This is a genomic window from Salinivibrio sp. IB872 (assembly GCF_001995345.1).
GTDB classification, from domain to species: domain Bacteria; phylum Pseudomonadota; class Gammaproteobacteria; order Enterobacterales; family Vibrionaceae; genus Salinivibrio; species Salinivibrio proteolyticus.
In genome coordinates, this window is sequence record NZ_MUFO01000004.1 from 32,144 (window position 1) to 56,511 (window position 24,368).

Sequence of the window (24,368 nt, forward strand, 5' to 3'; positions counted from 1 at the left end):
ATCCTTAAAAAAACGCCCTGTCGATAACAGGGCGTGATGTTTATCTGAGTCGTTTGGCTTCTACCACATCCTTGACCTGCTCCAGCCGGTTTACAATTCGGCTAAGCGTGTCGAGATCGGAAATCTCTAAATCAAAGTCCATGATAGACATCTGCTTTTTGTAATCGACGCGGCTTTGCATGCCCGCAACGCGGACTTTTTCATTGCTGAGCACGGTATTAATGTCTTTGACTAATCCGGTGCGTTCATTGGCGGATAAGCGAATGCGCACATGGTATTGCCCGACATGCCCTTTGCCCCATACGGTGGCGATGATTCGCTCCGGCGCATGGTGACGAAGTTCGTTGAGTTGCTCGCAATCCGCACGGTGTACTGAAATCCCGCGCCCTTGGGTCACAAAGCCCATAATGTCATCACCCGGCAGCGGCTGACAGCAACGCGCGAGGTGGGTCATCAGGTTATCAACGCCTTCAACCACCACCGCATCACGGTGAGTTTTTCCACCTACGGTTTTTTGTTCACTTTGCTGAAGTTTTTCCAGCAACTGTTGCTCTTCTTCTTCCAAGCTTGGCTTGTTGATCAGGCTGTTAATGTGGTTAACCACTTGATTGATGCGCAGATCGCCACTTCCGACCCCCGCATACAGCTCTTCCAGTGAATTCACATTGAAGCGTTTGAGCGCCAAACTCGCATCTTTACTGGCACCGCCAATTTTTTGTAGTTCGGTATCGAGAATTTCTTTACCCGCGGCAATGTTTTTATCTCTGTCTTGTTTTCGGAACCAAGCGTTGATTTTTGCCCGCGCTCGGCTCGAATTCACAAAGCCTAAGCTTGGATTCAACCAGTCACGTGAGGGGTTGGGCTCTTTTTGGGTGATAATTTCAACCTGATCCCCCATCTGCAAGTGATAGGTGAAAGGCACAATGCGTCCTTCTACCTTGGCACCAATGCAACGATGGCCGACTTCAGAGTGAATGTGGTAGGCAAAGTCGAGCGGCGTCGCACCGCTTGGCAAGTCGACCACATCACCACGCGGTGTAAAGGCATACACGCGATCATCAAAGACTTGGCTGCGCAACTCATCCAGCATTTCGCCTGAGTCTGACATCTCTTCTTGCCACGCCAAGAGTTTTCGCAGCCAGGTAATTTTCTCATCGTAGCCACTGCGTCCACTGGCTGAGCCTTCTTTATACTTCCAGTGCGCCGCCACCCCAAGCTCCGCATCATCATGCATTTGACGGGTGCGAATTTGAATTTCGACCGGTTTGCCTTCCGGCCCCAACACGACGGTGTGAATTGACTGATAACCGTTGGGTTTGGGGTTGGCGACGTAATCATCGAACTCTTTCGGCAAGTGGCGATATTTGGTGTGCACCGCGCCCAATGCGGCGTAACAGTCTTGTAGCTCTTCGGCGATAATGCGCACCGCACGTACATCAAATAGCTCATCAAACTGCAGATTTTTTTTCTGCATTTTGCGCCAAATACTGTAGATATGCTTGGGACGGCCATACACTTGCGCGTTGATATGAGAAGCTTCCATCGCCTGCTGCAGATCAGTGACAAACGCGGTAATGTAGTTTTCGCGATCGATGCGCCGCTCAGCCAGTTGCTTCGCGATTTGTTTATAGGTCTGCGCGTGCTGGTAGCGGAAGGCGTAGTCTTCGATTTCCCATTTTAACTGACCAATACCGAGACGGTTGGCCAAGGGTGCATAGATGTTAGCACTCTCTTTCGCCGCCTGCAGACGCACCTCTTCCGGTGCATCTTTGACTTCACGCAGATAGCAAATACGTTCCGCCAGCTTGATCACCACGCAACGGAAATCTTCGACCATAGACAACAACATACGGCGAACATTATCCACCTGCGCGGAGGTCGCTTCGGCATCGGTTTGGGTATTCAAATGACGGATGGCGGCGGTTTGCTGCACGCCCTCAATCAGTTTGACAATCGCGGGCGAATAGCGCTCTTCCAAGGTATCGAGCGCCAGCAATTTGTCTTCCACCACCGGGAAGAAGAGCGCGGCGAGGAGCGTGTCGGCGTCCATACTCAGGGTCACCAAGATTTCAATCATCTCTCGGCCACGCCACAGCGGTTGGCTCAGCGCCGTTTCATCCCCTAACGTACGACAATAATTGTACCCATCCAGCAGGGCTTGAGCGGTTGAGGCGTCTTGTCCTAACCGCGCAATCCAAGTTTGAAGATCAAAGGCTTCATCTTCATGCAGATGGGCTTCTCGTACCGCAACCATAACTGTTCCTATCCTTATCTTTCGCCTCAGCGAAAGAGGCATATCCATGTTTAACCGCGTGGATTTAGATGTAGCACATCATTGACGACGCCTAGCGTCGAAACAGTGCCATGGATTCCAAATGCCCTGTTTGCGGAAACATATCAAGCATACTCAAGCGAGTTAGTTGGTAACCCTGTGCCAACAACACGCGACTATCCCGCGCCAGCGTTGCTGGGTTGCAGGACACATAAACAATGTGTGTAGCGCTAGATTGTGCCACAAAGTCCATCACTCCGGCAGCCCCTGCTCGGGCAGGATCGAGCAGGATTTTATCAAATGCGTGCCGTGTCCAGTCCCCATTCAGCGTCTCACCATTGAGATCTGCTTGGTAAAACTGCGCATTGCTTACTTGGTTGGCCTTCGCATTATCCTGAGCTTGCGACACCATCGCCTCAACCCCTTCTACACCAATCACGGTTTTCGCCTGTTTCGCCATGGGGATGCTGAAGTTGCCAAGACCACAAAACAGATCCAACACCACATCGGTTGACGCAAGATCTAGCCAATTCAGTGCTTGGGCAACCATCTGTTGGTTCACCGCCGCGTTGACTTGAATAAAGTCGCCAGGCTGAAAATAGAGGCGGGTTTGTTGGCTCTCGTAATACGGAGGCTCGCCCACCACTCGCTCAAGCGGCCCGTCAGCTTGCTGCCAATACAACATGCAGCCTGTCAGCTCTGCCCATGCTTGAAGCGCTTGCCTATCTTCTGGATGCAACGCCTTGGTGGTGCGCAACGACGCAATACAGCCATTGTCTGCCTCAATCAAATCAACATGACCGAGGATTCGGCGTCCTCGCAGTCCATCCAAACAAGGCCGCAAGCTGGCAAGAAGCTGATTTAATGGTTCACTTAGAACAGGACAGTGGCCCACATCGACAATGGCATTGCTTTGACGGGCTCGAAACCCCATGGTCAGCGCCCCTTTATTATCGACTTTCAAGCTGATGCGCGCGCGACGACGATACTGCCAAGGGCTATCGATGGCGCCATCTGACAGCTCGACCGTCTCGTCTCCGGCAAATTTTTCAATCAATTCTGTCAGCACTGCGCGCTTGTGTGCCACTTGGCCTGAGTGGCTTAAATGCTGCAAACTACAGCCGCCACATTGCTGATACAAAGGACAAGCCGGCTCAATGCGAGTTTCCGCGCGCTGGTCGAGTTTAATCAGTTTGGCCCGCGCATACTGGCGCTTTTGCTCGGTGAGCTGCACCAGCGCCTGTTCACCGGGCAAAGTACCCGGAACAAAGACTGGTTTTTTCTGCCAATAGCCGACCCCATCACCGTGGTGGTCGAGGCGTTGAATCGCGAGCAACTGATGCTTTTGTTCAACGTTTTTTTTCTTCTGAGGCTTAAAAAAGCGCGCCATGGTGGATTCCAGTGTCAAAGTGCTTGTCGTCGCAAGCGAGTCAAAGAGATCCTGCCAGTGGGAGTTGTGATAGTTCGCTGACTATTTAGTTATTGAATCATGTACACTGGCAGCTAATTACAGCCATTATTTTCCCATAGTTTATCCAGCATGACCAAATATGGACTCCGCACCCGTGTCTCCGTGTTGACCATTGCGCCTACCTTGATTGTTGGCCTCCTGCTGAGTGCGTTCTTTACCAGCACGCGTTATCAGGATTTGGAACAACAACTTACCATCACAGGGTCTGCCATTATCGAGCCTTTGGCGATTGCCAGTGAGGTTGGATTAAAAAACGATAGCCGCGAAAATGTGCGACGCTTAATTGGCTTTGCGCATCGTCAGCACTCCCAGTTTGTGCGCAGTATTGCGGTGTTCGATCGCCACAACGAATTGTTTGTTACCTCCAACTATCACCGTGATTTGGCGATGCTCTCGGTCAATAATGGCCAACCCATCCCGACACAGTTACAGGTAAGTCAACAGCAAGAGACCCTAATTTTACGGGCGCCTATTCTGGAAATTGGCCGTTTTACGCCTGGGTTAAACGTCGAGCGCCCCTTGGGCTATATTGCGATGGAGCTGGATCTAAGCTCGGTGCGGCTAAAGCAATATCAAGAGATGATCACCGCATTGGTGATGGTCGCACTCGGCGTGATCCTCTCATGCTTCTTTGCATACCGATTGATCTCAGATGTCACCCACCCTATTGCGAATATGGTGAGCTTAGTCGATAGGATCCGTCGCGGGCACTTGGATGTTCGTATTGAAGGCGAGCTACTGGGTGAGCTCGATACCCTCAAAAATGGCATCAACGCCATGGCCATTTCGCTTTCCGAGTACCACTTGGAAATGCAGCAAAGCATTGATCAGGCTACCTGTGACTTGCGCGAAACCCTCGAGCAGCTCGAGATCCAAAACGTTGAATTAGACATCGCCAAAAAGAATGCTCAAGAAGCGGCTCGAGTGAAATCTGAGTTCTTAGCGAATATGTCTCACGAGTTGAGAACGCCTTTGAACGGGGTGATTGGCTTTACCCGTCAGATGTTGAAAACAGAGTTGAGCAGTAGCCAACGCGATTACTTACTGACCATAGAAAAGTCGGCCAACAACCTGTTGACCATCATCAACGACATTCTCGACTTCTCCAAACTCGAAGCAGGGAAACTGCTGCTGGAAAACATTCCTTTTGATTTCCAAGACATGCTGGATGAAGTCATGCGTCTGCTCGCACCCATGGCGCATGAAAAAGGGCTGGAGCTAACCTTACGTGCCGATGCCCGTATCCCTGCTGGCGCGGTTGGTGACCCGCTACGTATTCAGCAAGTGCTGATCAACTTAATTGGTAATGCTGCCAAATTCACAGAGCGCGGCAACATTGATGTCAGTGTCGATTTAAAACAGCTACATGATGAAACCATGGAGCTGCAGTTTATGGTCAAAGATACCGGCATTGGCATCTCAGAGCGCCAGCAAGCCCAGCTTTTCCAAGCCTTCCGTCAGGCCGATGCCAGTATCTCACGCCGTTATGGCGGGACAGGCCTTGGGTTGGTGATCACCCAAAAATTGGTGCAACAGATGGGCGGAGACATCGGCTTTACCAGCCGCCTCCACCAAGGTTCTTCATTCTGGTTTACGTTGAAACTCACGCAGACTGATTTACCCGTCTCGCAGCCAATTGATATCGAGCCGCTGGTTGGCCGTGATCTGGTGATTGTTGAACCCAACCCTCGCACACGGGAAATCCTCCGTCATCGATTAGGGCAAGTGGGGTTAAACATCGATACCGTCGCCGATGTCGAGATGCTCAGCGATCACGCATACACTTTTGCGCTGTTATGTTTTGACGCCGGAAAAATGCCAGAAATCGAAAGCATGAAACAGGCCGTGCTCGCCTGTGAGCAGCGAGCAAACAGTGTGATTGTGTGTCTACCGACCACTGAGCTGGAAGCCTCCGAACACTTATTAAAAGCCGGCGTCAGCGCCTGCATTGCAAAACCTATCCCACAACGCAAGCTCCTTGAGACATTACTAGGCTCGCCCGAGCCTACGCCGCTACCACTGCCGAAACCCAGCAGCCATCAAAAAGCGCCGTACACAGTGATGACCGTCGATGATAACCCCGCCAACTTAAAGCTGATCACCGCTTTGCTGGCCGAACGGGTCGAGAAAGTGGTGACCGCCGAAAATGGGGTTAAAGCCTTAGCACTTGCCCACCAGCAAGCCTTCGACATCATCTTGATGGATATCCAGATGCCAGAAATGGATGGGGTCACGGCCTGTCAGGAAATTCGTAAAGCGGGCATGAATCAGCAAACCCCCATTGTGGCTGTCACCGCCCATGCGATGCCGGGCGAGCGCGAGCGCCTATTGGAAGCGGGCATGGATGACTATCTGACCAAACCGATTGAAGAAGCCATGTTAGAAAGCACCCTCGCACGCTGGCTACGCTTTGACGAGCTTTCCGCCGTGACGGTGAGTGATGTGGAACCCGCCCCGAAAGCGGTTTGCACCGATCAAAGTGCGAGCCACCTCGATTGGCAAAGAGCGTTAAGCCAAGCCGCGGGTAAAGAAGATCTCGCCAAAGAAATGCTAGAGATGCTGATTGCCTCATTTGCTGGTGTCAAAACCATCATGGAGCACGCATTGGCCGGTACATGCTCTACCGAGGATTTATGGCAAGCAATTCATAAGTTACATGGCAGCTGCGCATATAGCGGCGTTCCGCAACTCAAAGCGCTGTGTCATGAGCTAGAAACGCAGCTCAAAGCAGGCGCGGATATCGATACCGTCGAGCCGGAGTTACTGGAGCTACAAGATGAGATTGCGCACATTGAGCAGCTGGCGCCCCTGTATTTGAACGACGACACGTAAAACACCCTCGGCGGCCTTTAAGCCGCCGGTGTGCCTTCAAGGATCACGTGCGCCACCGCATAGGCTTTTTCATCGGAGAGCGTCAGCCAGCAATGGCTGACACCTCGAGCTATCGCTAGCTGTTGTGCCTTGCCAGACAGGGTCAGCACGGGCTGCCCCGACGGTTGATTGCTCACCGTAAAGTCTTGAAAGCTGACCCCTTGAGCAATCCCGGTTCCTAGTGCTTTCGCGGCAGCTTCTTTCGCGGCAAACCGTTTCGCCAAATAGCGCCCTGGCTGCTGAGTTGCCGCCATTTGCGCCCGCTCTGGCTCAGTCAGAATACGATCCGCAAAACGGACACTGCGAGACAGCGCCGCCTCAATGCGCGCTATCTCAACAATGTCAGTGCCAACGCCTAAAATGGCCATTAGCGACGCGCGGATTCCATGATCGCTTTCATATCCGCCACTGCTTTTTGCAGGCCATCAAACATGGCGCGGCCAATAATCGCGTGACCAATATTCAGCTCATGCATTTCTGGCATCGCCGCAATCGGCGTGACGTTATGGTAAGTCAGGCCGTGTCCGGCGTTCACTTTAATGCCCAGATCCGCCGCGTAGCTGGCAGCAGCGGAAATCTTCTTCAATTCAGCTTGGCGGTCGTTGTCGTTACTGGCATCAGCATAGTGACCCGTATGCAGCTCGATATAAGGCGCACCACACTGGTGGGCGGCATCAATCTGCTCACGGTCAGCATCGATAAATAGCGACACTTTTATGCCCGCCTGAGTCAGGGTTTGTGTTGCCGCTTTTACTTTGTCTAATTGACCGGCGACATCTAACCCTCCCTCCGTGGTCAATTCTTCACGCTTTTCGGGAACTAAGCAGACGAATTCAGGTTGGGTGTCGAGGGCAATTTTCACCATTTCATCGGTCACTGCCATTTCTAAATTCATGCGCGTTTGTAGCGTTTCTTTGAGAATGCGCACATCGCGGTCCGTGATATGACGACGATCTTCACGCAAATGGACAGTGATGCCATCCGCTCCGGCACGTTCTGCCATTTCAGCCGCGTGGACAGGATCTGGGTACGCGGTGCCACGCGCATTACGCACAGTGGCAATGTGATCAATATTCACACCCAAGTAAATCTTATTCATGATTATTTCCTTCTAAACAATTCTCTGCTTTTTAGCGGCTTAGGGCCTAAGTATGGCTTAAGCGCAATGCGTGTAAACCGCTTCGCAGCCCGCAATTGGTCGCTGGTGTCAAATTGACGCGTCGCCAGCGCACGCAGATCGTGACCGGTAAACTGCCGCTGTTGGCTTTTCATCAGGGACGCGACAAACCCTTGTTGTTCGCGAAACAGATACGTCATGTTATCGTCAATCGGGTCACCACTGCCAGCGCAATGAAGAAAATCAACCCCATAGCCCAGCGCCTCGAGTAACGCGAGTTCAAAACGGCGCAGTGCCGGCTCGGGATTGTTATAGCGTGCTAGTTGCGTCAGTGCAGTGACATAATCGAGGAAGACCGTCGGGTACGGCGTTTGCGGCTCAAGGACGCGCATTAAAACTTCGTTGAGATAAAAGCCAGAATAGAGCGCATTGCCAGAAAGTGGTAACGCCAAACCGGTCGCTTCAGCGCTTCGTAAAGTACGCAATTCACCGCGACCGCCCCATTTTAGCAACAGCGGGGTGAAAGGTTGTAAGGCGCCTTTGAGTGCAGAGCGCTTACCGCGCGCGCCTTTAGCCAGCAAGCTAACTCGGCCCTCGCCTTCAGAGAACACATCAAGGATCAGGCTGGTTTCGCTATAGGGGCGTGAGTGAAGCACAAAACCGCGTTGAAAGCCGTCCACGCCGCCCCTCCTGTGTATGGCTACCGAGTGGGTAACTTAGAGATCGTCAATGTAGCCCAAGCTGCGCAGTGCACGTTCGTCATCTGCCCAACCGGATTTTACTTTGACCCAAAGCTCGAGGTAGACCTTGCGCTCAAACAGATCTTCCATATCGAGTCGGGCCTCACGGCCGATACGTTTGATTTTCTCGCCGCCTTTACCAATCACCATTTTCTTTTGGCCATGGCGCTCGACCAAAATCAGGCCATTGATATGAAAACCATCCGTTTCTGGATTGTAATCAAAGCGCTCGATTTCGACGGTCACCGAGTAAGGCAACTCTTCACCCGTGAAACGCATTAGCTTTTCACGAATGATTTCTGACGCCATAAAGCGTTGCGAGCGATCTGTCACATACTCTTCAGGGAAGTAGTACTCACACTCAGGTAAGGCATCGCGAACACGCTGCTCGACCACATCGATATTGGTACCGTGTTTCGCGGACACTGGGATCACATCAACAAACTCCATCTTTTCCGACAAGGTTTGTAGGTGCGGGAAGAGCTCAGTCTTTTCACGCACATTATCCACTTTGTTAACCAAGAGTACGGTTGGCAACCCTGAACGCGCCAGCTTGTTCAGAACCATTTCGTCATCTTTGGTCCAGTGGGTGCCATCCACCAAGAAAAGAACGAGCTCCACATCGGTCAACGAGCTGTTTGCCGCTCGGTTCATCAGGCGGTTGATCGCGCGCTTTTCTTCAATATGCAGCCCTGGTGTATCTACATAGACGGCTTGATAGTTATCACGGGTATCTACTCCCATGATACGGTGGCGCGTGGTTTGCGGTTTGCGTGATGTAATCGAGAGCTTTTGCCCAACGAGACGGTTGAGCAAGGTCGATTTGCCGACGTTTGGACGCCCGACAATAGCGATAAATCCGCAGTGCTGTGCTTGTGTCATTGTGCCAACTTCTGTAATGCTAACTCTGCAGCCGCTTGCTCTGCCTTGCGACGACTGCTGCCTTTACCTATCACAGAACGCTCCAGTCCTGCCACTTGACACTCCACCGTAAACTCTTGGTTGTGTGCCTCGCCACGTACTTTCATTACCGTGTAAGACGGTAAGGGTTTACGCTTGCCTTGTAGGTGCTCTTGCAAGCGGGTTTTGGGATCTTTTTGGCTGACGCCCGGCTCAATGGTATTTAAGCGTTGTTGATACCAATTGAGGATAATGCGTTGCACCGTATCAATATCACTATCCAAAAAGATAGCACCAATCAGCGCTTCTACCGCATCCGCCAAAATTGAGTCTCGGCGGTAGCCGCCACTTTTAAGTTCTCCTGGGCCAAGGCGCAGTACTTCGCCCAGTGAAAACTCACGGCCAATCTCAGCCAAGGTGTTACCGCGAACCAAGGTGGCACGCATACGGCTCATATCACCCTCGTCCACCTTAGGAAAGCGGTGGTAGAGATCGTCAGCAATCACAAAACTGAGAATCGAATCGCCCAGAAACTCCAAACGCTCATTGTGGGTGCCATTGGCGCTTCTGTGTGTCAGTGCAAGCTCAAGTAATGCCGCGGTATTGAATTGGTAGCCAATCTCACGCTGCAGTTTATCTGTTAGTGTTGTCATCATGTTCCAGGATTAATTAATACCACCAATACGGTTAAAGCGAACGCCTGTCGGCACCCAAGATGGTAGCCAGCTATCACTGTCGCGTTCGAACTCAAAGCTTACCCATATAGCTACCGCCTTACCGACCAAGTTGCGTTCAGGGACAAATCCCCAGAAACGGCTATCGGCACTGTTATCTCGGTTATCCCCCATCATGAAGTAGTGGCCTTCTGGCACCACCCAGCGGTTGACGCCCGGACGAGGCTGATACGCAGCCACGCGGTCATTGCGGGATGGGTTCACGAGGATCTGGTGTGCTTGCGCGCCCAAAGTTTCTTGCGCCTGAATCAAGTTCACACCGCCTTGGGAAAACTCGCTCGGCTCAATATTATCAATGGGCACAGGTTCGCATTGTGATTGCCCTTTTGGCTGGATACACAGTCGTTTTTCTTTGGTATAGACAATGGTATCGCCAGGCAATCCGATCGTTCGCTTGATGTAATCGATATTCGGTTGTGGTGGATACTTAAAGACCACGATATCACCGCGTTCCGGTTTGCCGGTTTCAACCAGCTCGGTATGAAACGCAGGATCACGCAGCCCATAGGCAAACTTTTCCACCAAAATAAAATCGCCAACCAGCAAGGTTGGCATCATGGATCCTGATGGAATTTGGAAAGGCTCATAAATAAAGGATCGCAAGACCAATACCACGGCAATGACCGGGAAAATCGATACCGCGTTCTCAATCCAGCTGGGCTGAGGCGCCACCTTGGCGACTTGTTCGCTATCGACATCGCTGTCAGACACATTGAGGGTTTTCGCGGCCGCTTGGCGACGTTGCGGCGCCCAACGGTACTTGTCTAACACCCAAATTATGCCGGTGACCACAGTCACCAGCACCAGTATCAAAGAAAATGTATTGGCCATACTTTAATCCGTTATTATTTGTCTTTGCCCACGTGCAAAATGGCCAAAAAGGCTTCTTGCGGCAGTTCGACGTTACCGATCTGCTTCATGCGCTTCTTACCTTCTTTYTGTTTTTGCAGTAGTTTTTTCTTACGACTCACGTCACCGCCATAACATTTAGCTGTAACGTTTTTACGTAATTGCTTCACGGTTGAGCGTGCAATGATGTGGTTACCAATCGCCGCCTGAATCGCAATATCAAATTGCTGACGTGGGATGAACTCTTTCATCTTCTCAACCAAATCACGGCCTCGAGGCTGGGCATTATCACGGTGAGTAATAATCGCCAAGGCATCAACACGGTCGCCGTTAAGAAGAATATCTACCCGCACCATGTCTGATACTTCATAGCGCTGGAAGTTGTAATCCAAAGAGGCGTAACCGCGGGACGTTGATTTAATCCGGTCGAAGAAGTCCAAGACCACTTCAGCCATTGGGATATCGTAGGTTAGCGCCACTTGGTTGCCGTGATACACCATATCTACTTGCATGCCGCGCTTCTCCACACATAAGGAGATGACGTTACCGACAAACTCACTTGGCACCAAGATGTTACAACGGGCAATCGGCTCACCGATGGTGTCGATATCGTTGATCGGCGGCAACTTCGCGGGGCTATCCACGTACACCACTTCTCCGTCGTTTTGTGTCACTTCGTACACAACCGTCGGGGCGGTGGTAATCAGGTCGAGGTTGTATTCACGCTCAAGACGCTCTTGGATGATTTCCATATGGAGCATGCCAAGGAAACCACAGCGGAAACCAAAGCCCAGTGCCGCTGAGCTTTCTGGCTCATAAAACAGTGAGGCGTCGTTTAAGCTCAGTTTACCTAGCGCATCGCGGAAGTTTTCATAATCATCCGAGGAGATCGGGAACAAACCGGCATACACCTGTGGCTTGACCTTTTGGAAACCTTCAATGCGCTTTTCACAGCCATTTTTTGCATGGGTAATGGTGTCACCCACTGGGGCGCCAAGAATGTCTTTAATGCCACAGATCACCCAGCCCACTTCACCCGTTTTCAGCCCTTGGAGCTCTTTGCGTTTCGGCGTGAAAATGCCGATGCTATCAATGTTCCACTCTTGGCCGGTGCTCATGATTTTGACTTTATCGCCTTTTTTGAGCTCACCTTCACGGATACGCACCAATGACACCACCCCTAGGTAGTTATCAAACCAAGAGTCAATGATCAGGGCTTGCGTGGGAGCATTCGGATCGCCTTCTGGTGGCGGGATAAGACGTACAATATCTTCCAGTACATCATCCACGCCCACGCCGGTTTTCGCCGAACAGCGGGTAGCATCAATGGCTTCAATACCCACGATGTCTTCAATTTCTTGCGCGACGCGATCAGGGTCGGCAGCCGGAAGGTCGATTTTGTTCAGAACAGGCACGACTTCCAAGTCCATTTCAATCGCGGTGTAGCAGTTTGCTAGGGTCTGAGCTTCCACGCCCTGTCCAGCATCTACCACCAGCAAAGCACCTTCACACGCTTTCAGTGAGCGTGACACCTCATAAGAGAAGTCGACGTGTCCTGGCGTATCGATGAAGTTAAGCTGATACTCATTGCCGTCTTTGGCTYTATAGTTCAGTGTCACACTCTGTGCTTTGATGGTGATACCGCGCTCGCGCTCTAAGTCCATAGAGTCGAGGACCTGAGAAGCCATTTCCCGGTCAGTAAGGCCCCCACATACTTGAATGAGTCGATCGGAAAGGGTCGACTTACCGTGGTCAATGTGGGCGATGATCGAAAAGTTACGAATATGCTTCATGTGTTAGTGTGACTTACTCGTTATCTATAAGAATGGGATCCTAGGATCAGGTGGGGCGGATTCTACCGAAAATAGTGGCTAGTCGCTATCCTGACGTGCTGCATTTATCACCGCGAGCTCGGAAACTGGCTCTCCCATCACGCGTAATAACTGGGGCTGCTGTTGCTCAGGCGTCCCTACCCGTGCCGCCAAATAGCGCGCAATCAGTACACCGAGTGCGCCAAAACCAACACTGGTGGCAATCACGCCAGCCTCGCCGCCACTGGCAAGCTCGGTAAACACAAACTGACCAAGCAGTGCGCCTACCATCAACATCACCAGCGGCACCAGATACACAATCAACGCGGAACGCACCAAGGTGGCTTCCGCGAGACCAATTTCAACCAAGGTCCCGACCGGTAATGCTTTGGGGGCACGCACTTTGACATGATTGACCTTACCGGGCAACGCTTTAGACACGATACCGGTGCCACACTGACTTTGTGATTGGCAACTGCCACAGCTGGTTTGTTGCTGACACGCCAGTGCCAGCCAGCCATCTTGATATCCAGTCACTTCCGCGAGCGCTTTAATCATTGTTCAACCTGTTGCGATGCTTTTTCTCCATTATCGGTGATACGCACCGAATTAGCGACACGTTTAGCGGTTTCAGGCGGAATATCACCCACCACGGTAATCTCTGCGTTTCCGCTAATCACACTGTGCAACGTCCGGCGCCCCTGACGAACAATTTGCTCACGTACCGAGACATCGTCCGCTTTGGCCAAATAAACCGAAAAACTGAACAGACCGTCACTAAACATTTGGCTCTCAACCGCACGCTTGGTCATCATTAAGCGATGGCGATTGCTGTACACAGGCTCAAAACCATCCGGCAATTGGGTGACTTGCCAATCTAATGATGAGTGGTTAGTGGCAGGCAGTTTGAGTACAGGTGGGAGCGTGAGTTCTGCCAGTTGCTGCATTGCTTCGCTAATGCGCGGCGTGACCACAAGCGACAATGCGCGATATTGCTCCAGCGGGTCACCATCTCGGTCCAATAAATCCGCGCGGACCGGGAGCTTACTCTCTTCATCTATCCACAACAGATACGAGTAACGCTCACCATCTTTTGGGGTGATTCGCACCACTTGGCAAGCCATACCCGCTTCACGAGATTCACCCATTGAGACAAAGTCATACTGACGTGCAAGGACATCAATATCGGTTTGAATCAAGGTGGGAAGTAGCGCAACGATATGATCGCTGGCGATGGTAAAGGGGTCATACCCCGGCTCAAAGTAGCTCACTTCATCGCCGCGACGGATCACTTCGCGCGGCGGTCCGCTGAGGTACATTAAGTGCCCGAATGCATGCTCACCCACGCGCGCATGACGAAAGCGCATCGGCTCTAAACTATTTTTGCCGACCATGATGTAGGACACTTCATAGTCTAATGTGTCGCTTGCGACGTCCATTTGATGTAACAAAGCCTCGGCAGAAGGTTCGGCCGAGGCTTGCGCAGACATCAAACCGACCAGCGCAAGCGCACCGATCAGAGTTTTTTTCATTGATTTGTACTGCTCATCGACGGTGCCGGTGTCTGATTCTCAGACAGCCTATCTTTATTCAAACGAAGCTGCAATTCGTAGTCTTTCAACATCGCATTAATCCGGCGACGTTGCTCCATCAACTGCGCTTCAGTGGGCGTTGAGCGAAAATCGTCTCGGCTCAGACTCACCGGTTCTGCGGCACCCGAAAAAGGAATGGTCTCTAGTACCGGTGGCTGCGTGGCGGTACTCGCTACCGGTGATGTGCTCTCCGGCTGGTTATACTGCTGCACACCGACAATCACGGCCAATGACACACAGGCGGCCATCCCCACTTGAGTGACTTGTTGAAGCCAGTTGGGCAAGTGACGACGGGCTTTTTCTGGCGTCGGCTGCGCTTCATGCATAGGTACCACATCACTATCGTGATGATGAACAGGGGTATGCGCTGGCTCCTTGTCTAACGCAGACGCCACCGCCCCAGCAATGTCCCACTGTGCGGCACTTGGGGTTTCGCCTCGCATTACGTCACGGAGGGTCCCGAAACTTTCCCATGTTTGCAGCGCGTCATTATCGTGCTCGAGTTGGTGGATCACTGCGTTATCCACGACCTCACCATCTAACAACGCTGAAATTTGTTCTCTATCCGTCATTCATGTCACCGTCATGCAGCCAGCAAAACACGTTACCGTTTCATCAGTGGTCGGATGCGCTTCTCCACCGCTTCTCGAGCGCGGAAAATACGAGACCGTACCGTACCGACTGGACAATCCATTACCTGTGCAATTTCTTCGTAGCTGAGTCCATCGAGCTCACGCAACGTAATTGCGGTTTTTAAGTCATCAGGCAGTGATTCGATCGTCGAAAAAACTACCTGCTTCAGTTCCTCTGACAACATCAAGTTCTCAGGGTTCGAAATTTCTTTTAGTGATCCGCCGCTTTCAAAATTCTCTGCGTCTTCTGCGTCTATATCACTGCCGGGTGGACGACGCCCTTGCGCCACCAAATGGTTCTTTGCTGTGTTCACCGCAATGCGATACAGCCAAGTATAAAACGCACTCTCACCACGAAACCCCGGTAAGGCACGATAGGCTTTAATGAACGCCTCTTGTGCGATGTCCGGAATATCGCCACTGTGTTTTCCCACGTAGCGGGCAATAAGGTTGCACACCTTATTTTGATATTTGACGACTAACAGGTTGAATGCTTGCTTGTCACCATTCTGTACACGTTCTATTAGAACCTGATCGGTTAGCTGCTCGCTCATTCGAGCGTTTACTCCTTGGTTGTTCTTTCCGCCCGATTATCGAAATTCTGTGCCCGACGTTGTCAGAACGCGGTTAAACCCTCTTGCGAGCATTCGCACATACTACGACGAAGTGGCTGGGGAAAAGTTCCTCACCATATTGGTTTTATTTTGGGTGTCATCACATTACTGTGACGGGATGGCTAAATTATGACAACCTAGCCCGCCTATATTGTCGCCCGAAGGATAGCATGGTTGCAAACTTTCCCCCTCCGTTCACTGTGATTTGATCCAAGTGCGCGCAGGCGTGACAAATTGGTGTAACATGGGCCGCGTAGAAAGAGGACCAGGGATCATGACGACCACAACTCAGGAACATCAATGTGATGTGCTGGTTATCGGCAGCGGTGCCGCCGGCCTATCATTGGCGCTACGTTTGGCGCCCACACATAAAGTGATTGTACTTAGCAAAGGCCCATTAAGCGAAGGAGCCACCTTATACGCGCAAGGTGGTATTGCCGCGGTTTTTGATGAGCAGGACTCTGTCGAGTCACACGTTGAAGACACACAAATTGCAGGCGCTGGCATTTGTGATACGCAAGTTGTCGACTTTATCGCTCGAAATGCGAAAGATTGCGTACAATGGCTGATCGATGGCGGCGTGCCTTTCGATCAAGAAGATACTGAGAGTGACACGCCGAAATATCACCTCACCCGCGAAGGTGGACATAGTCACCGCCGCATTCTTCATGCTGCGGATGCCACCGGCATGGCCGTGCAAACCTCACTGCAAGATAATGTACGCAACCACCCCAATATTACCTTGCTCGAACGCCACAATGCGCTCGACATTATTACGCGTAAAAAAATCGGCCTTGGTGGTCCCAATCATGTGTTAGGTGCCTATGTCTGGAACCGCGACCGCGAAGTGGTCGACACGGTACGGACCAATTTTGTAGTGCTGGCGACCGGTGGTGCATCCAAGGTGTACCAGTATACCTCGAACCCAGATGTGTCATCTGGTGACGGCATCGCTATGGCTTGGCGTGCGGGCTGTCGGGTCGCTAATTTGGAATTTAATCAATTCCACCCAACCTGTTTGTATCATCCTGATGCCCGTAACTTTTTGCTTACCGAAGCATTACGTGGTGAAGGCGCCCATCTCAAACGCCCAGATGGGACACGATTCATGTCAGAGTTTGATGCGCGTGGCGAGCTAGCCCCACGTGATGTCGTTGCGCGCGCCATTGACTATGAGATGAAGCGCCTCGGGGCTGATTGCATGTACTTAGATATCAGTCATAAAGATCCTGACTTTATCACCAAGCACTTCCCGACCATTTACGAGAAGCTGCAGACCTATGGGTTTGATCTCACCAAGGACGCGATTCCGATTGTACCGGCCGCTCACTATACCTGTGGCGGTGTGATTGTTGACCAAAACGGCAATACCGATTTACCGGGCCTCTATGCAATCGGCGAAGTGAGCTATACCGGCTTGCACGGCGCCAACCGGATGGCGTCTAATTCGCTTCTGGAGTGTGTGGTTTACGCGTGGTCTGCCGCTGAACATATCAAAGCGCACCAAGACCATGTTGAGCCGCTTGCGCCGCTCCCTGCTTGGGATGAGAGCCAAGTAATTTGCTCCGATGAAGAAGTGGTTATCCAGCACAACTGGCACGAGCTGCGTTTGTTCATGTGGGATTATATGGGGATTGTTCGCTCCACCAAGCGTCTGGAGCGCGCACTGCGTCGTATTGAACTGCTCAAGCAAGAAACTCACGAGTACTACGCCAATTTCCGCGTGTCGAATAACTTGCTAGAGCTTCGCAACTTGTTACAAGTGGCGGAACTGATGGTGCGATGTGCCATGCAGCGTAAGGAGAGCCGAGGGCTGCACTACACAATTGATTATCCAGAGCAATTACCCGACTCTGGGCCAACCATTTTGGTGCCCGATCAACCTTGCTAACCATGTGACGGTAATAATAAAGGCCAGCAAACGCTGGCCTTTTCTCATTGAACGAAACAGCACTCAATCCACTGCATTGTTTGCTCAGCTTTTAAACTGGCTCACTGCGCGTTCTAGGTTCGCCGCCTCTTCCGCCACCTGATGGGCTGCATCACGATTTTGCTGGGCGCGATCGGTACTGGTTTGAGCAATATCCTGAATGGTATGCACGTTTTGGTTCACTTCTTTGGCAACCGAACTTTGCTCTTCAATGGCGGTCGCGATCTGGGTGGTCATGTCCATGATATGTTGCATATCAGCCATGATTTGCGCCAACTCTTGGGAAGCCGCCTCCACTTTAGACACCGACGTTTGCCCATCTTCGCGGCTTTGCTCCATACGCTCCGCGACCGACTGGGTTTGATCCTGCAACGAGCCAATAATACCGGCGATTTCATCGGTCGATTCTCGCGTACGGGTCGCCAGCTGACGTACCTCATCGGCAACCACCGCAAAACCACGTCCTTGTTCACCGGCTCGAGCCGCTTCAATCGCCGCGTTCAGGGCCAGCAAGTTCGTTTGCTCGGAAATATCTTTGATGACATCAAGCACTGACCCAATTGTGTCGGACAGTTTACTCAGCTCCAACACTTCATGGCTGGTATTGCTGAGCGTTTCAGACAAAGTCATGATCATGGTGCGGGTATCATCCACCACTTGCTGACCATTTTGCGCGCGTCCCAAACTGGTACGGGCGTTTTCGGCGGCTTGATCGGTATTACTGGCAATATCACGAATGGTGCTTTCCATCTCGTTCATCGCGGTTGCAGCGTGGGTAGTTTCATCTAACTGGGTGGTCAGTGCAGAGCTGGTTTGATGACTACGCGATTCGACTTGCTCGGCACTTTGATGCAACGCTTGCACCGCAGAGCGCACATCCGTCACCATGGTTTGGATGCCAGCCAGCATCTGATTAACATCTTTGGCCATCGCCGCAATTTCATCACGACCCGCCTCATCGGCCCGCAACGTCAAATCTTTTTGTTGCGTGATCTGGCTCATTTTCTCACTAAAGCTATAAATGCGGCGCTGAATCCCTCGATTCATCCACAAAGAAACCACCGTCATTATCAACGCTAAAATGATTACGATAGAGCCTGTTAACATCACAGTATCGCGTAACGCTTTATCAATAGCACTTTGGTATGACTCACTTAGGGTTTCAAACATCTCTTCAACTTGGTGGGTCTTGCCACGGATATTGCCCAGCAGGCCTTGGTCATGCGCCAATCCCAGTTGCTCTTTTTGCGTTACCACCGCCTTTACTGTCGAATGGTGCGCTTGGAATAACGCTAACAAATCGCCTTTTAGGTAGGCAGTCAGCTCGTTCATTTGCCGTTGATATTGCTCGATGTGACTTATATTGCTGCTATTAACGAACAGCTTCGCCTCCGCCACCAACAGTCGGGCGCTGCTTTCCAGCACAATATCGTTTTGGGTCGCCGCAACCAGCTTCTCACTGGCTTGTTGCATATCACCACGCAAACCTTGTCCGGCCTCTAGGCCGAGACGTTGATAGCCCGCGCCAAGATCACGAAACCCCTGCGCGTAGCCTTGCATCGCTGTCGACACTTGACCAATAATTTGCGTATCGAGGCCAAGCGCTTGGCTTTCCGTGCGCAATTCACCGAGCAGGCTATTGAAGGCATCAACATTATTATCAAATCGGGAGAGATATTTGGGATCCATGCGGGCAAGAAAATCTTTTTCATTACGTCGCAAATTAAGCAGAATCACTTCAAGGTCAGACACTGTGGTTAACTGACGGTGCATGTTGCCAAGCTTGCTCTCCACTTTCCATGCCACACCCGCCACGGCCAACAGGGCTACCACCGACATCGCGGTTAGCAGCAATAGTTTTTGCTTTATATTCATAGTCACCCTACAACCAAACTCAGAGTTTCAATAGCCCTACACATTGTGTGCACCTTTTACTATCGGCCAAGTTGGGTAAAAGTAAAGCGGCGTAACACCTCGTCACAATAATGTCACAAACCATCTCCAAGCGCCGTACAGCAGTGACGATAAATTAGACGAAAGTGATAGTCTGGCATCCCGCGTCGCCACAAAAAGATCCGCGACTCCCCTTGTGCATTCTCGAGGACAACCAACCAAGGCGTCGCCCAGACACAGGACATTTTCCCTTTCGGTTGGGTATTCATCTGAACATAAAAATGGCGATCAATGGATAAGGTGCCTTGGCTAGCCAGTAACTGGTGGTAGAACCTTTGACCATCGCGGATCACGTAAATAATCGCAAGGGCGCGGGCACTCAAAGGAAGGGCAAGGTGAAAAGTGATCAGCCATGCCGCTATCACGCCGAACAGGATCAGGCTAATAGCGACATAGCGAGGACAGCGGAGCTGACTATGTACGAAGCTTGCTTCGGTTATGGGCAACGATCTTATCAACGATAGATTTCATCTTAGGATCGTCAGGTTTACCATGCCCCATCAGCCACGCAAACAAATCAGGGTCGTCACTTTCCAAAAATGCGATGAAGTCTTGCTTGTCACTGTCACTCAAGGTGTCATAGCAAGCTTCAAAGAAAGGCATAATGATTACATCAAGCTCCAACATGCCACGGCGGCATGCCCAACGGATCCGTGGTTTATCGTCGGTATTTACCATGTTTACCTCAATCACTGATGTCAGTGGATGCATAGTATCAGCGCCAACGGAGGGCGACTACTTTTCCTCTCAACTCGGCGATGAAGATGAGAGCTATCCCCTGATGTTTATCAATTCAACGTCGCTTGCCATCAATACCCTTACAATACAAAGGCTGACAAGCTGACAACGCACGATTAGTATACGTGTCATACTCTGTGTTTTTCTCAACTGCGAGCGTGATTTCTATGAGCGAATGGTATCAAACAGTCGCCTTTACCCCAGCCGAGCGCAATGCAAATAGCCCACTGCCTGATTTGGCCTTGGTCGCATTAGATAACTGGTCATTGACGCAAGTGACCGGCGACGACACTCAAAGCTATCTGCAAGGCCAATTGACCTGCGATCTGAGCCAACTCGACAAACATCAATCGACCCTCGCGGCTCATTGCGATCCCAAAGGCAAAGTATGGTCGGTATTACGGCTTTTCCATCACGGCGACGGTCTGGCCATGGTGCAGCCAATGTCGATTGCACAAACGCAACTCACTGAGATAAAAAAATACGCCATCTTCTCGAAAATCGACTTTCAGCCTAGTGAAGATGTATTACTCGGTGTCGTCGGCCAACAAGCAGAACAAGTGATCGAAAAACATTTCGGCGCTCAAGGTGACGTGCGCCACAGCGAGCACGGCACAGCGGTGATGATCGAGCCAACCCGCTGGTTGCTTGCCATCACGCCTTCTGCGGCGGATCAACTGGTTGCAGCCTATCAGGAAAGTGCCTTATTGGTTGACAGCACGCTATGGGAGCAATGCGACGTTGATGCTGCCTTGCCGCGCATTGAAGACGCCACCAAAAGCGAGTTTATTCCACAATCCCTCAATCTGCAGGTACTGGATGCGATCAGCTTTACCAAAGGCTGTTATACCGGTCAGGAAACGGTCGCACGCGCGAAGTACCGTGGCATCAATAAACGCGCCATGTATAAATTGGTAGGACAGGCCGATAAGGCCCCTAAGCCGGGAGATAAAGTGGAGCGTGCGGTAGGGGATAATTGGCGAGCAGGCGGCACCGTCATTGCTGGCGCTACCTACTCAGATGGTCATGCAGCCGCCTTAGTGGTTTTACCCAATAACTTGGACGACGACACCGCCTTTCGATTCGGGGATGCACCCGACGCCATTTGGCAGCGCGTCGCACTCCCGTATTCACTCGAAGAGGAAAAATAACCCTTGGTCGCTTCTCCTGCCTCTATGCCACTGCACACCGCCGTCACTGCCACGCTGGATATGGCAGGGGTGGCTTATGAGGTGCTGTGGCAATCGCAAGCTACCCAATCCATCACTGACACAGCGGCAGCGCGCGGGATCTTACCGGCGCGTATGCTAAAAACGCTGCTTTTACGTGATATGGGTAACCAATACGCATTAGCCTGTGTGCCCGGTGATTGTCAGGTCGACCCACGGCGCGTGCGCGAGCAGTTAGCATGTCGGCGAATGACACTGGCTGACGCAGATAAGGTACGCGCAATGACAGGATATACGCTTGGCACAGTCGCGCCCTTAGGGTTACCTCGGCCACTGCCAATTGTATTTGAAGAGCGTATTTTCGACCACGATAGTGTCACGATCAGCAGTGGTGATCCGCACGCTGGGCTGTGGGTGAAAGTGGCGGATCTAGTGACACTGTGCCAGCCGCTACGCGCCGCCATTTGTCGTGACGATACCCCCTAGGAGTCAAAGCTAAGGATGGCGCAAAAACAGTGGCGTAAATACGACCTCAACCTACTCGTAACCTTTATCACCTTAATGGAAACGCGCAGCGTCACCCGCGCAGCTGAACGTTTGGCCTTAGGGCAATCGGCCATGAGCCATAGCCTGTCGCGTTTGCGTGCGATGCTTGATGATCCCTTATTTGAGCGCCGCGGCCATCAAATGGTCCCCACTGCCCGCGCGATAGATATCGCGCCTAAGATTCAGGCATTACTCGATACGCTCGCCAGCGAGGTGTTGGTGCCACCTTACTTTGATCCCCAACACTATGATGGACAAGTGCGCATCGGGCTCACGGACTATGCGGAGCTGATTTTTGCCCCCGCCTTATTTGATAGCTTTACGACTCACCTGCCTCACGCCCAATTGAGCCTTCGTCCTGTCGACAAGAAAAGTTGTCAGCAGGCGCTTGATAACGATGAGGTCGATGTCGTGATTGGTGTGCTTCCAGAGGGGATGGAAAACATGGCCAGTCAGCTCTTGTATCACGAACAGCACGTCTGTCTGTTTGATCCCAAAAGCACAGGGCTGCAAGCCCCCATTAGTTTGGCCGATTTTGTCGCAACGCCACACGCGCTGGTTTCCACCCAAGGTCAGTTAACGAGCCCTATCGACCAAACCCTGACCAAGTTAGGTTATCACCGTCACGTGGTGATGGGATCGCAGCGATTTCTCACCGTGAGGCAATTGCTAAAACAGCGCCAATTACTTTGCACAGTCCCGGAACTAATGGCACGTATCGATAATTTCGATGATACCGACACCCTTGCTCTGAGCGCACCTCCCATTGATGTGCCAGGGTTTGACATCCATCTGGCATGGCGACAACAAATCAGTGCCCACCCACGTACTCAGTGGCTCATTGCCCACATCACCGAAACCGTTTTAACCCGAGTCGATGCCCTAAAAGCCGATCCAATCTACGATGGAAAGGAGTAAGCGATGCCGTTTTTACCTTTAACCGATGTGAACATCAATGACGTTGCTGAACTGGTCCGCGAAACTTTTACTCACAGCGAAGGCCCTGAGGAAGGGAACCTCATTGGACGACTGATTCATCAGCTGCACGACACCACACCTGAGGGTGAGTGGCTTGGGTTTGTCGCCATCGATAACTCTGTGCTGGCCGGGGCGGTCTTTTTTTCTCGGTTAAGCTATCCAACCATGCCCGAGGCGGCACTGCTTTCGCCGATGGCCGTCCACCCAAGCTATCAAAAACAAGGGCTTGGACAGTCTTTGATCCAGCATGGTCTGACCGTATTAAAAACGCAGGGATATCAGTTGGTAATGACCTATGGCGATCCGGCTTTTTACGGTCGCGTGGGATTTACGCCAACCACCCCAGATACCATTCAACCACCGCATCATCTGAGCTACCCACATGGATGGCTAGCGCAATCATTAACCGATGCACCATTAACCGCTCTGAGGGGAAAACCCAGTTGCGTGCCCGCATTTAACTGTGCAGATTTGTGGTAAGGGTCCCAAACTGAAGATGTACGATGAAGCTGTCATCCTCTCGCCATAAACCCTTTACACAATCTGCACCGTTGTAAGTCGCTATTTCTCGACATCACAACTATGGTTACCACCTAGAATAGGGTTACCACGTCAGAGCCACCATGCAAAGTGGTCAGGACTCAAGGTTTATTTCATTATCCAAGAAGGGTTTATGCGCGTTTTTAATCGCTATGTGCCAAGGTTGGTCGCAAAACATGTGGCGCGACTTTTTTCAGGTCGACTTTATATTGCCGGACGAGGACGCTTTGATTTCGAAAACGGTTGGCTAAAAGCGCCTCAAGACGCCACCATCACGCACTATCAAACCGTCAAAGAAGTTAATGCGGTGATACGAGAGACCTATCAGCAAGCGATGTGTGATGAGACTCAGCCTCACACGGTCAATACACGCCGCTGATTCACGTTCAGGACGAGCTTAAATCAATAGGCCCCGCCAAAAGGCAGGGCCTGACGATGACGCAAAGACAGCCAACCTTATTCGTCGTCGTCTTCTTCCCCTAAGGTTTCTTCGTAGCTTTGCGCATCCAAGAGATCATCAATTTCAGACTCATCGGTGGCGCGAATTTGGAATAACCAGCCATCACCATAAGGGTCGCTATTCACCAATTCCGGAGAACCGTCCAGCTCTTCATTCACCGCAACCACTTCCCCAGAAATAGGCGCATAAATATCAGAGGCGGCTTTGACAGACTCTGCCACGGCACAATCGTCTCCCGCATCAAAACTGTCGCCCTCGTCGGGCAAATCAATAAATACCATATCCCCTAATAGGGCTTGCGCATGATCCGAGATACCAATGGTAAACAAGCCATCGCCTTCTGGGCGCACCCACTCATGCGTTGAAGTAAATTTTAATTCTGATGGGATATCACTCATAGTTTTGTTCCTTGTTGCACCCAGTGACACATCGTCGTTTCAACAGACTTCGT

At 51.5% G+C, this 24,368-nt stretch carries 24 protein-coding genes; 7 read left to right on the forward strand and 17 right to left on the reverse strand.

Annotation, left to right across the window (positions count from 1 at the left end; all coding sequences use genetic code 11):
• Positions 1-40 precede the first annotated feature (40 nt).
• Both relA and rlmD read right to left on the reverse strand, forming a co-directional pair.
• Positions 41-2,254: a GTP diphosphokinase gene (gene relA, locus BZJ18_RS02885; protein ID WP_077455267.1), complete on the reverse strand. Its 2,214-nt coding sequence runs from the start codon at positions 2,252-2,254 to the stop codon at positions 41-43.
• Positions 2,255-2,345: 91 nt separating this feature from the next.
• Positions 2,346-3,662 carry a 23S rRNA (uracil(1939)-C(5))-methyltransferase RlmD gene (rlmD, locus tag BZJ18_RS02890; protein ID WP_077455268.1) on the reverse strand — a complete coding sequence of 439 codons (1,317 nt, stop codon included), beginning with the start codon at positions 3,660-3,662 and terminating at the stop codon, positions 2,346-2,348.
• Positions 3,663-3,812: 150 nt separating this feature from the next.
• Between rlmD and barA the strand changes: the two genes are divergently transcribed.
• Positions 3,813-6,575 carry a two-component sensor histidine kinase BarA gene (barA, locus tag BZJ18_RS02895; protein WP_077455269.1) on the forward strand — a complete coding sequence of 921 codons (2,763 nt, stop codon included), beginning with the start codon at positions 3,813-3,815 and terminating at the stop codon, positions 6,573-6,575.
• Between the two features lie 17 nt (positions 6,576-6,592).
• On the opposite strand, the gene acpS is transcribed toward barA, so the two are convergent.
• The 11 genes from acpS to rpoE all read right to left on the reverse strand — a co-directional run bounded on the left by acpS (position 6,593) and on the right by rpoE (position 15,543).
• On the reverse strand, positions 6,593-6,982 hold the full coding sequence (acpS, locus tag BZJ18_RS02900; protein WP_077455270.1) for a holo-ACP synthase: 390 nt from the start codon (positions 6,980-6,982) through the stop codon (positions 6,593-6,595).
• A complete protein-coding gene (gene pdxJ / locus BZJ18_RS02905) occupies positions 6,982-7,713 on the reverse strand; it encodes a pyridoxine 5'-phosphate synthase (RefSeq protein WP_069591306.1) in 732 nt (243 codons plus the stop codon). The genes acpS and pdxJ overlap by 1 nt, the downstream gene beginning before the upstream one ends.
• Positions 7,714-7,715: 2 nt before the next feature.
• Entirely contained in the window at positions 7,716-8,411 is a 696-nt protein-coding gene (gene recO, locus BZJ18_RS02910) for a DNA repair protein RecO (protein ID WP_069591305.1), read from the reverse strand.
• Between the two features lie 36 nt (positions 8,412-8,447).
• On the reverse strand, positions 8,448-9,353 hold the full coding sequence (gene era, locus BZJ18_RS02915; RefSeq protein ID WP_069591303.1) for a GTPase Era: 906 nt from the start codon (positions 9,351-9,353) through the stop codon (positions 8,448-8,450).
• Entirely contained in the window at positions 9,350-10,024 is a 675-nt protein-coding gene (gene rnc, locus BZJ18_RS02920; RefSeq protein WP_077455271.1) for a ribonuclease III, read from the reverse strand. Before rnc ends, era begins: the two co-directional genes overlap by 4 nt.
• Positions 10,025-10,036: 12 nt before the next feature.
• Positions 10,037-10,936, reverse strand: a complete 900-nt coding sequence (gene lepB / locus BZJ18_RS02925) for a signal peptidase I (protein ID WP_077455272.1) — start codon at positions 10,934-10,936, stop codon at positions 10,037-10,039.
• A gap of 14 nt (positions 10,937-10,950) precedes the next feature.
• Positions 10,951-12,747 carry a translation elongation factor 4 gene (gene lepA, locus BZJ18_RS02930; protein WP_077455273.1) on the reverse strand — a complete coding sequence of 599 codons (1,797 nt, stop codon included), beginning with the start codon at positions 12,745-12,747 and terminating at the stop codon, positions 10,951-10,953.
• 78 nt (positions 12,748-12,825) lie between these two features.
• A complete protein-coding gene (locus BZJ18_RS02935) occupies positions 12,826-13,323 on the reverse strand; it encodes a SoxR reducing system RseC family protein (protein ID WP_077455274.1) in 498 nt (165 codons plus the stop codon).
• Complete coding sequence (rseB, locus tag BZJ18_RS02940; protein ID WP_077455275.1) at positions 13,320-14,297, reverse strand: sigma-E factor regulatory protein RseB; 978 nt, start codon at positions 14,295-14,297, stop codon at positions 13,320-13,322. Before rseB ends, BZJ18_RS02935 begins: the two co-directional genes overlap by 4 nt.
• Positions 14,294-14,929 (reverse strand): RseA family anti-sigma factor, encoded by a 636-nt coding sequence (locus BZJ18_RS02945; protein ID WP_077455276.1) that lies wholly within the window; start codon positions 14,927-14,929, stop codon positions 14,294-14,296. The genes rseB and BZJ18_RS02945 overlap by 4 nt, the downstream gene beginning before the upstream one ends.
• Positions 14,930-14,961: 32 nt before the next feature.
• A complete protein-coding gene (gene rpoE / locus BZJ18_RS02950) occupies positions 14,962-15,543 on the reverse strand; it encodes an RNA polymerase sigma factor RpoE (RefSeq protein ID WP_077455277.1) in 582 nt (193 codons plus the stop codon).
• A gap of 334 nt (positions 15,544-15,877) precedes the next feature.
• On the opposite strand from rpoE, the gene nadB reads away from it, so the two are divergent.
• The gene (gene nadB, locus BZJ18_RS02955) at positions 15,878-17,494 is read left to right on the forward strand and encodes an L-aspartate oxidase (RefSeq protein ID WP_069591283.1); all 1,617 of its coding nucleotides are present in this window, start codon (positions 15,878-15,880) and stop codon (positions 17,492-17,494) included.
• An 84-nt stretch (positions 17,495-17,578) separates the two neighbouring features.
• Here nadB and BZJ18_RS02960 read toward each other — a convergent pair whose 3' ends face one another.
• From BZJ18_RS02960 to BZJ18_RS02965, 3 genes are all read right to left on the reverse strand, one after another.
• A complete protein-coding gene (locus tag BZJ18_RS02960; protein ID WP_077455278.1) occupies positions 17,579-19,408 on the reverse strand; it encodes a methyl-accepting chemotaxis protein in 1,830 nt (609 codons plus the stop codon).
• A 113-nt stretch (positions 19,409-19,521) separates the two neighbouring features.
• Positions 19,522-19,932: a hypothetical protein gene (locus tag BZJ18_RS17195; RefSeq protein ID WP_131825257.1), complete on the reverse strand. Its 411-nt coding sequence runs from the start codon at positions 19,930-19,932 to the stop codon at positions 19,522-19,524.
• Entirely contained in the window at positions 19,901-20,164 is a 264-nt protein-coding gene (locus BZJ18_RS02965; protein ID WP_069589792.1) for an FAD assembly factor SdhE, read from the reverse strand. Before BZJ18_RS02965 ends, BZJ18_RS17195 begins: the two co-directional genes overlap by 32 nt.
• 227 nt (positions 20,165-20,391) lie before the next feature.
• On the opposite strand from BZJ18_RS02965, the gene ygfZ reads away from it, so the two are divergent.
• The 5 genes from ygfZ (at position 20,392) to BZJ18_RS02990 (ending at position 23,836) form a co-directional block, all read left to right on the forward strand.
• Entirely contained in the window at positions 20,392-21,375 is a 984-nt protein-coding gene (gene ygfZ, locus BZJ18_RS02970) for a tRNA-modifying protein YgfZ (RefSeq protein WP_077455279.1), read from the forward strand.
• Between the two features lie 3 nt (positions 21,376-21,378).
• A complete protein-coding gene (locus tag BZJ18_RS02975) occupies positions 21,379-21,879 on the forward strand; it encodes an aminoacyl-tRNA deacylase (RefSeq protein ID WP_241824904.1) in 501 nt (166 codons plus the stop codon).
• A 15-nt stretch (positions 21,880-21,894) separates the two neighbouring features.
• Positions 21,895-22,857, forward strand: coding sequence for a LysR family transcriptional regulator (locus BZJ18_RS02980; protein WP_077455281.1), 963 nt, complete (start codon positions 21,895-21,897; stop codon positions 22,855-22,857).
• Between the two features lie 3 nt (positions 22,858-22,860).
• Complete coding sequence (locus tag BZJ18_RS02985) at positions 22,861-23,397, forward strand: GNAT family N-acetyltransferase (protein WP_077455282.1); 537 nt, start codon at positions 22,861-22,863, stop codon at positions 23,395-23,397.
• 193 nt (positions 23,398-23,590) lie between these two features.
• On the forward strand, positions 23,591-23,836 hold the full coding sequence (locus BZJ18_RS02990) for a DUF1107 domain-containing protein (RefSeq protein WP_069589755.1): 246 nt from the start codon (positions 23,591-23,593) through the stop codon (positions 23,834-23,836).
• 77 nt (positions 23,837-23,913) lie between these two features.
• Here BZJ18_RS02990 and gcvH read toward each other — a convergent pair whose 3' ends face one another.
• Positions 23,914-24,315, reverse strand: coding sequence for a glycine cleavage system protein GcvH (gene gcvH / locus BZJ18_RS02995; protein ID WP_069589757.1), 402 nt, complete (start codon positions 24,313-24,315; stop codon positions 23,914-23,916).
• Positions 24,316-24,368 lie beyond the last annotated feature (53 nt).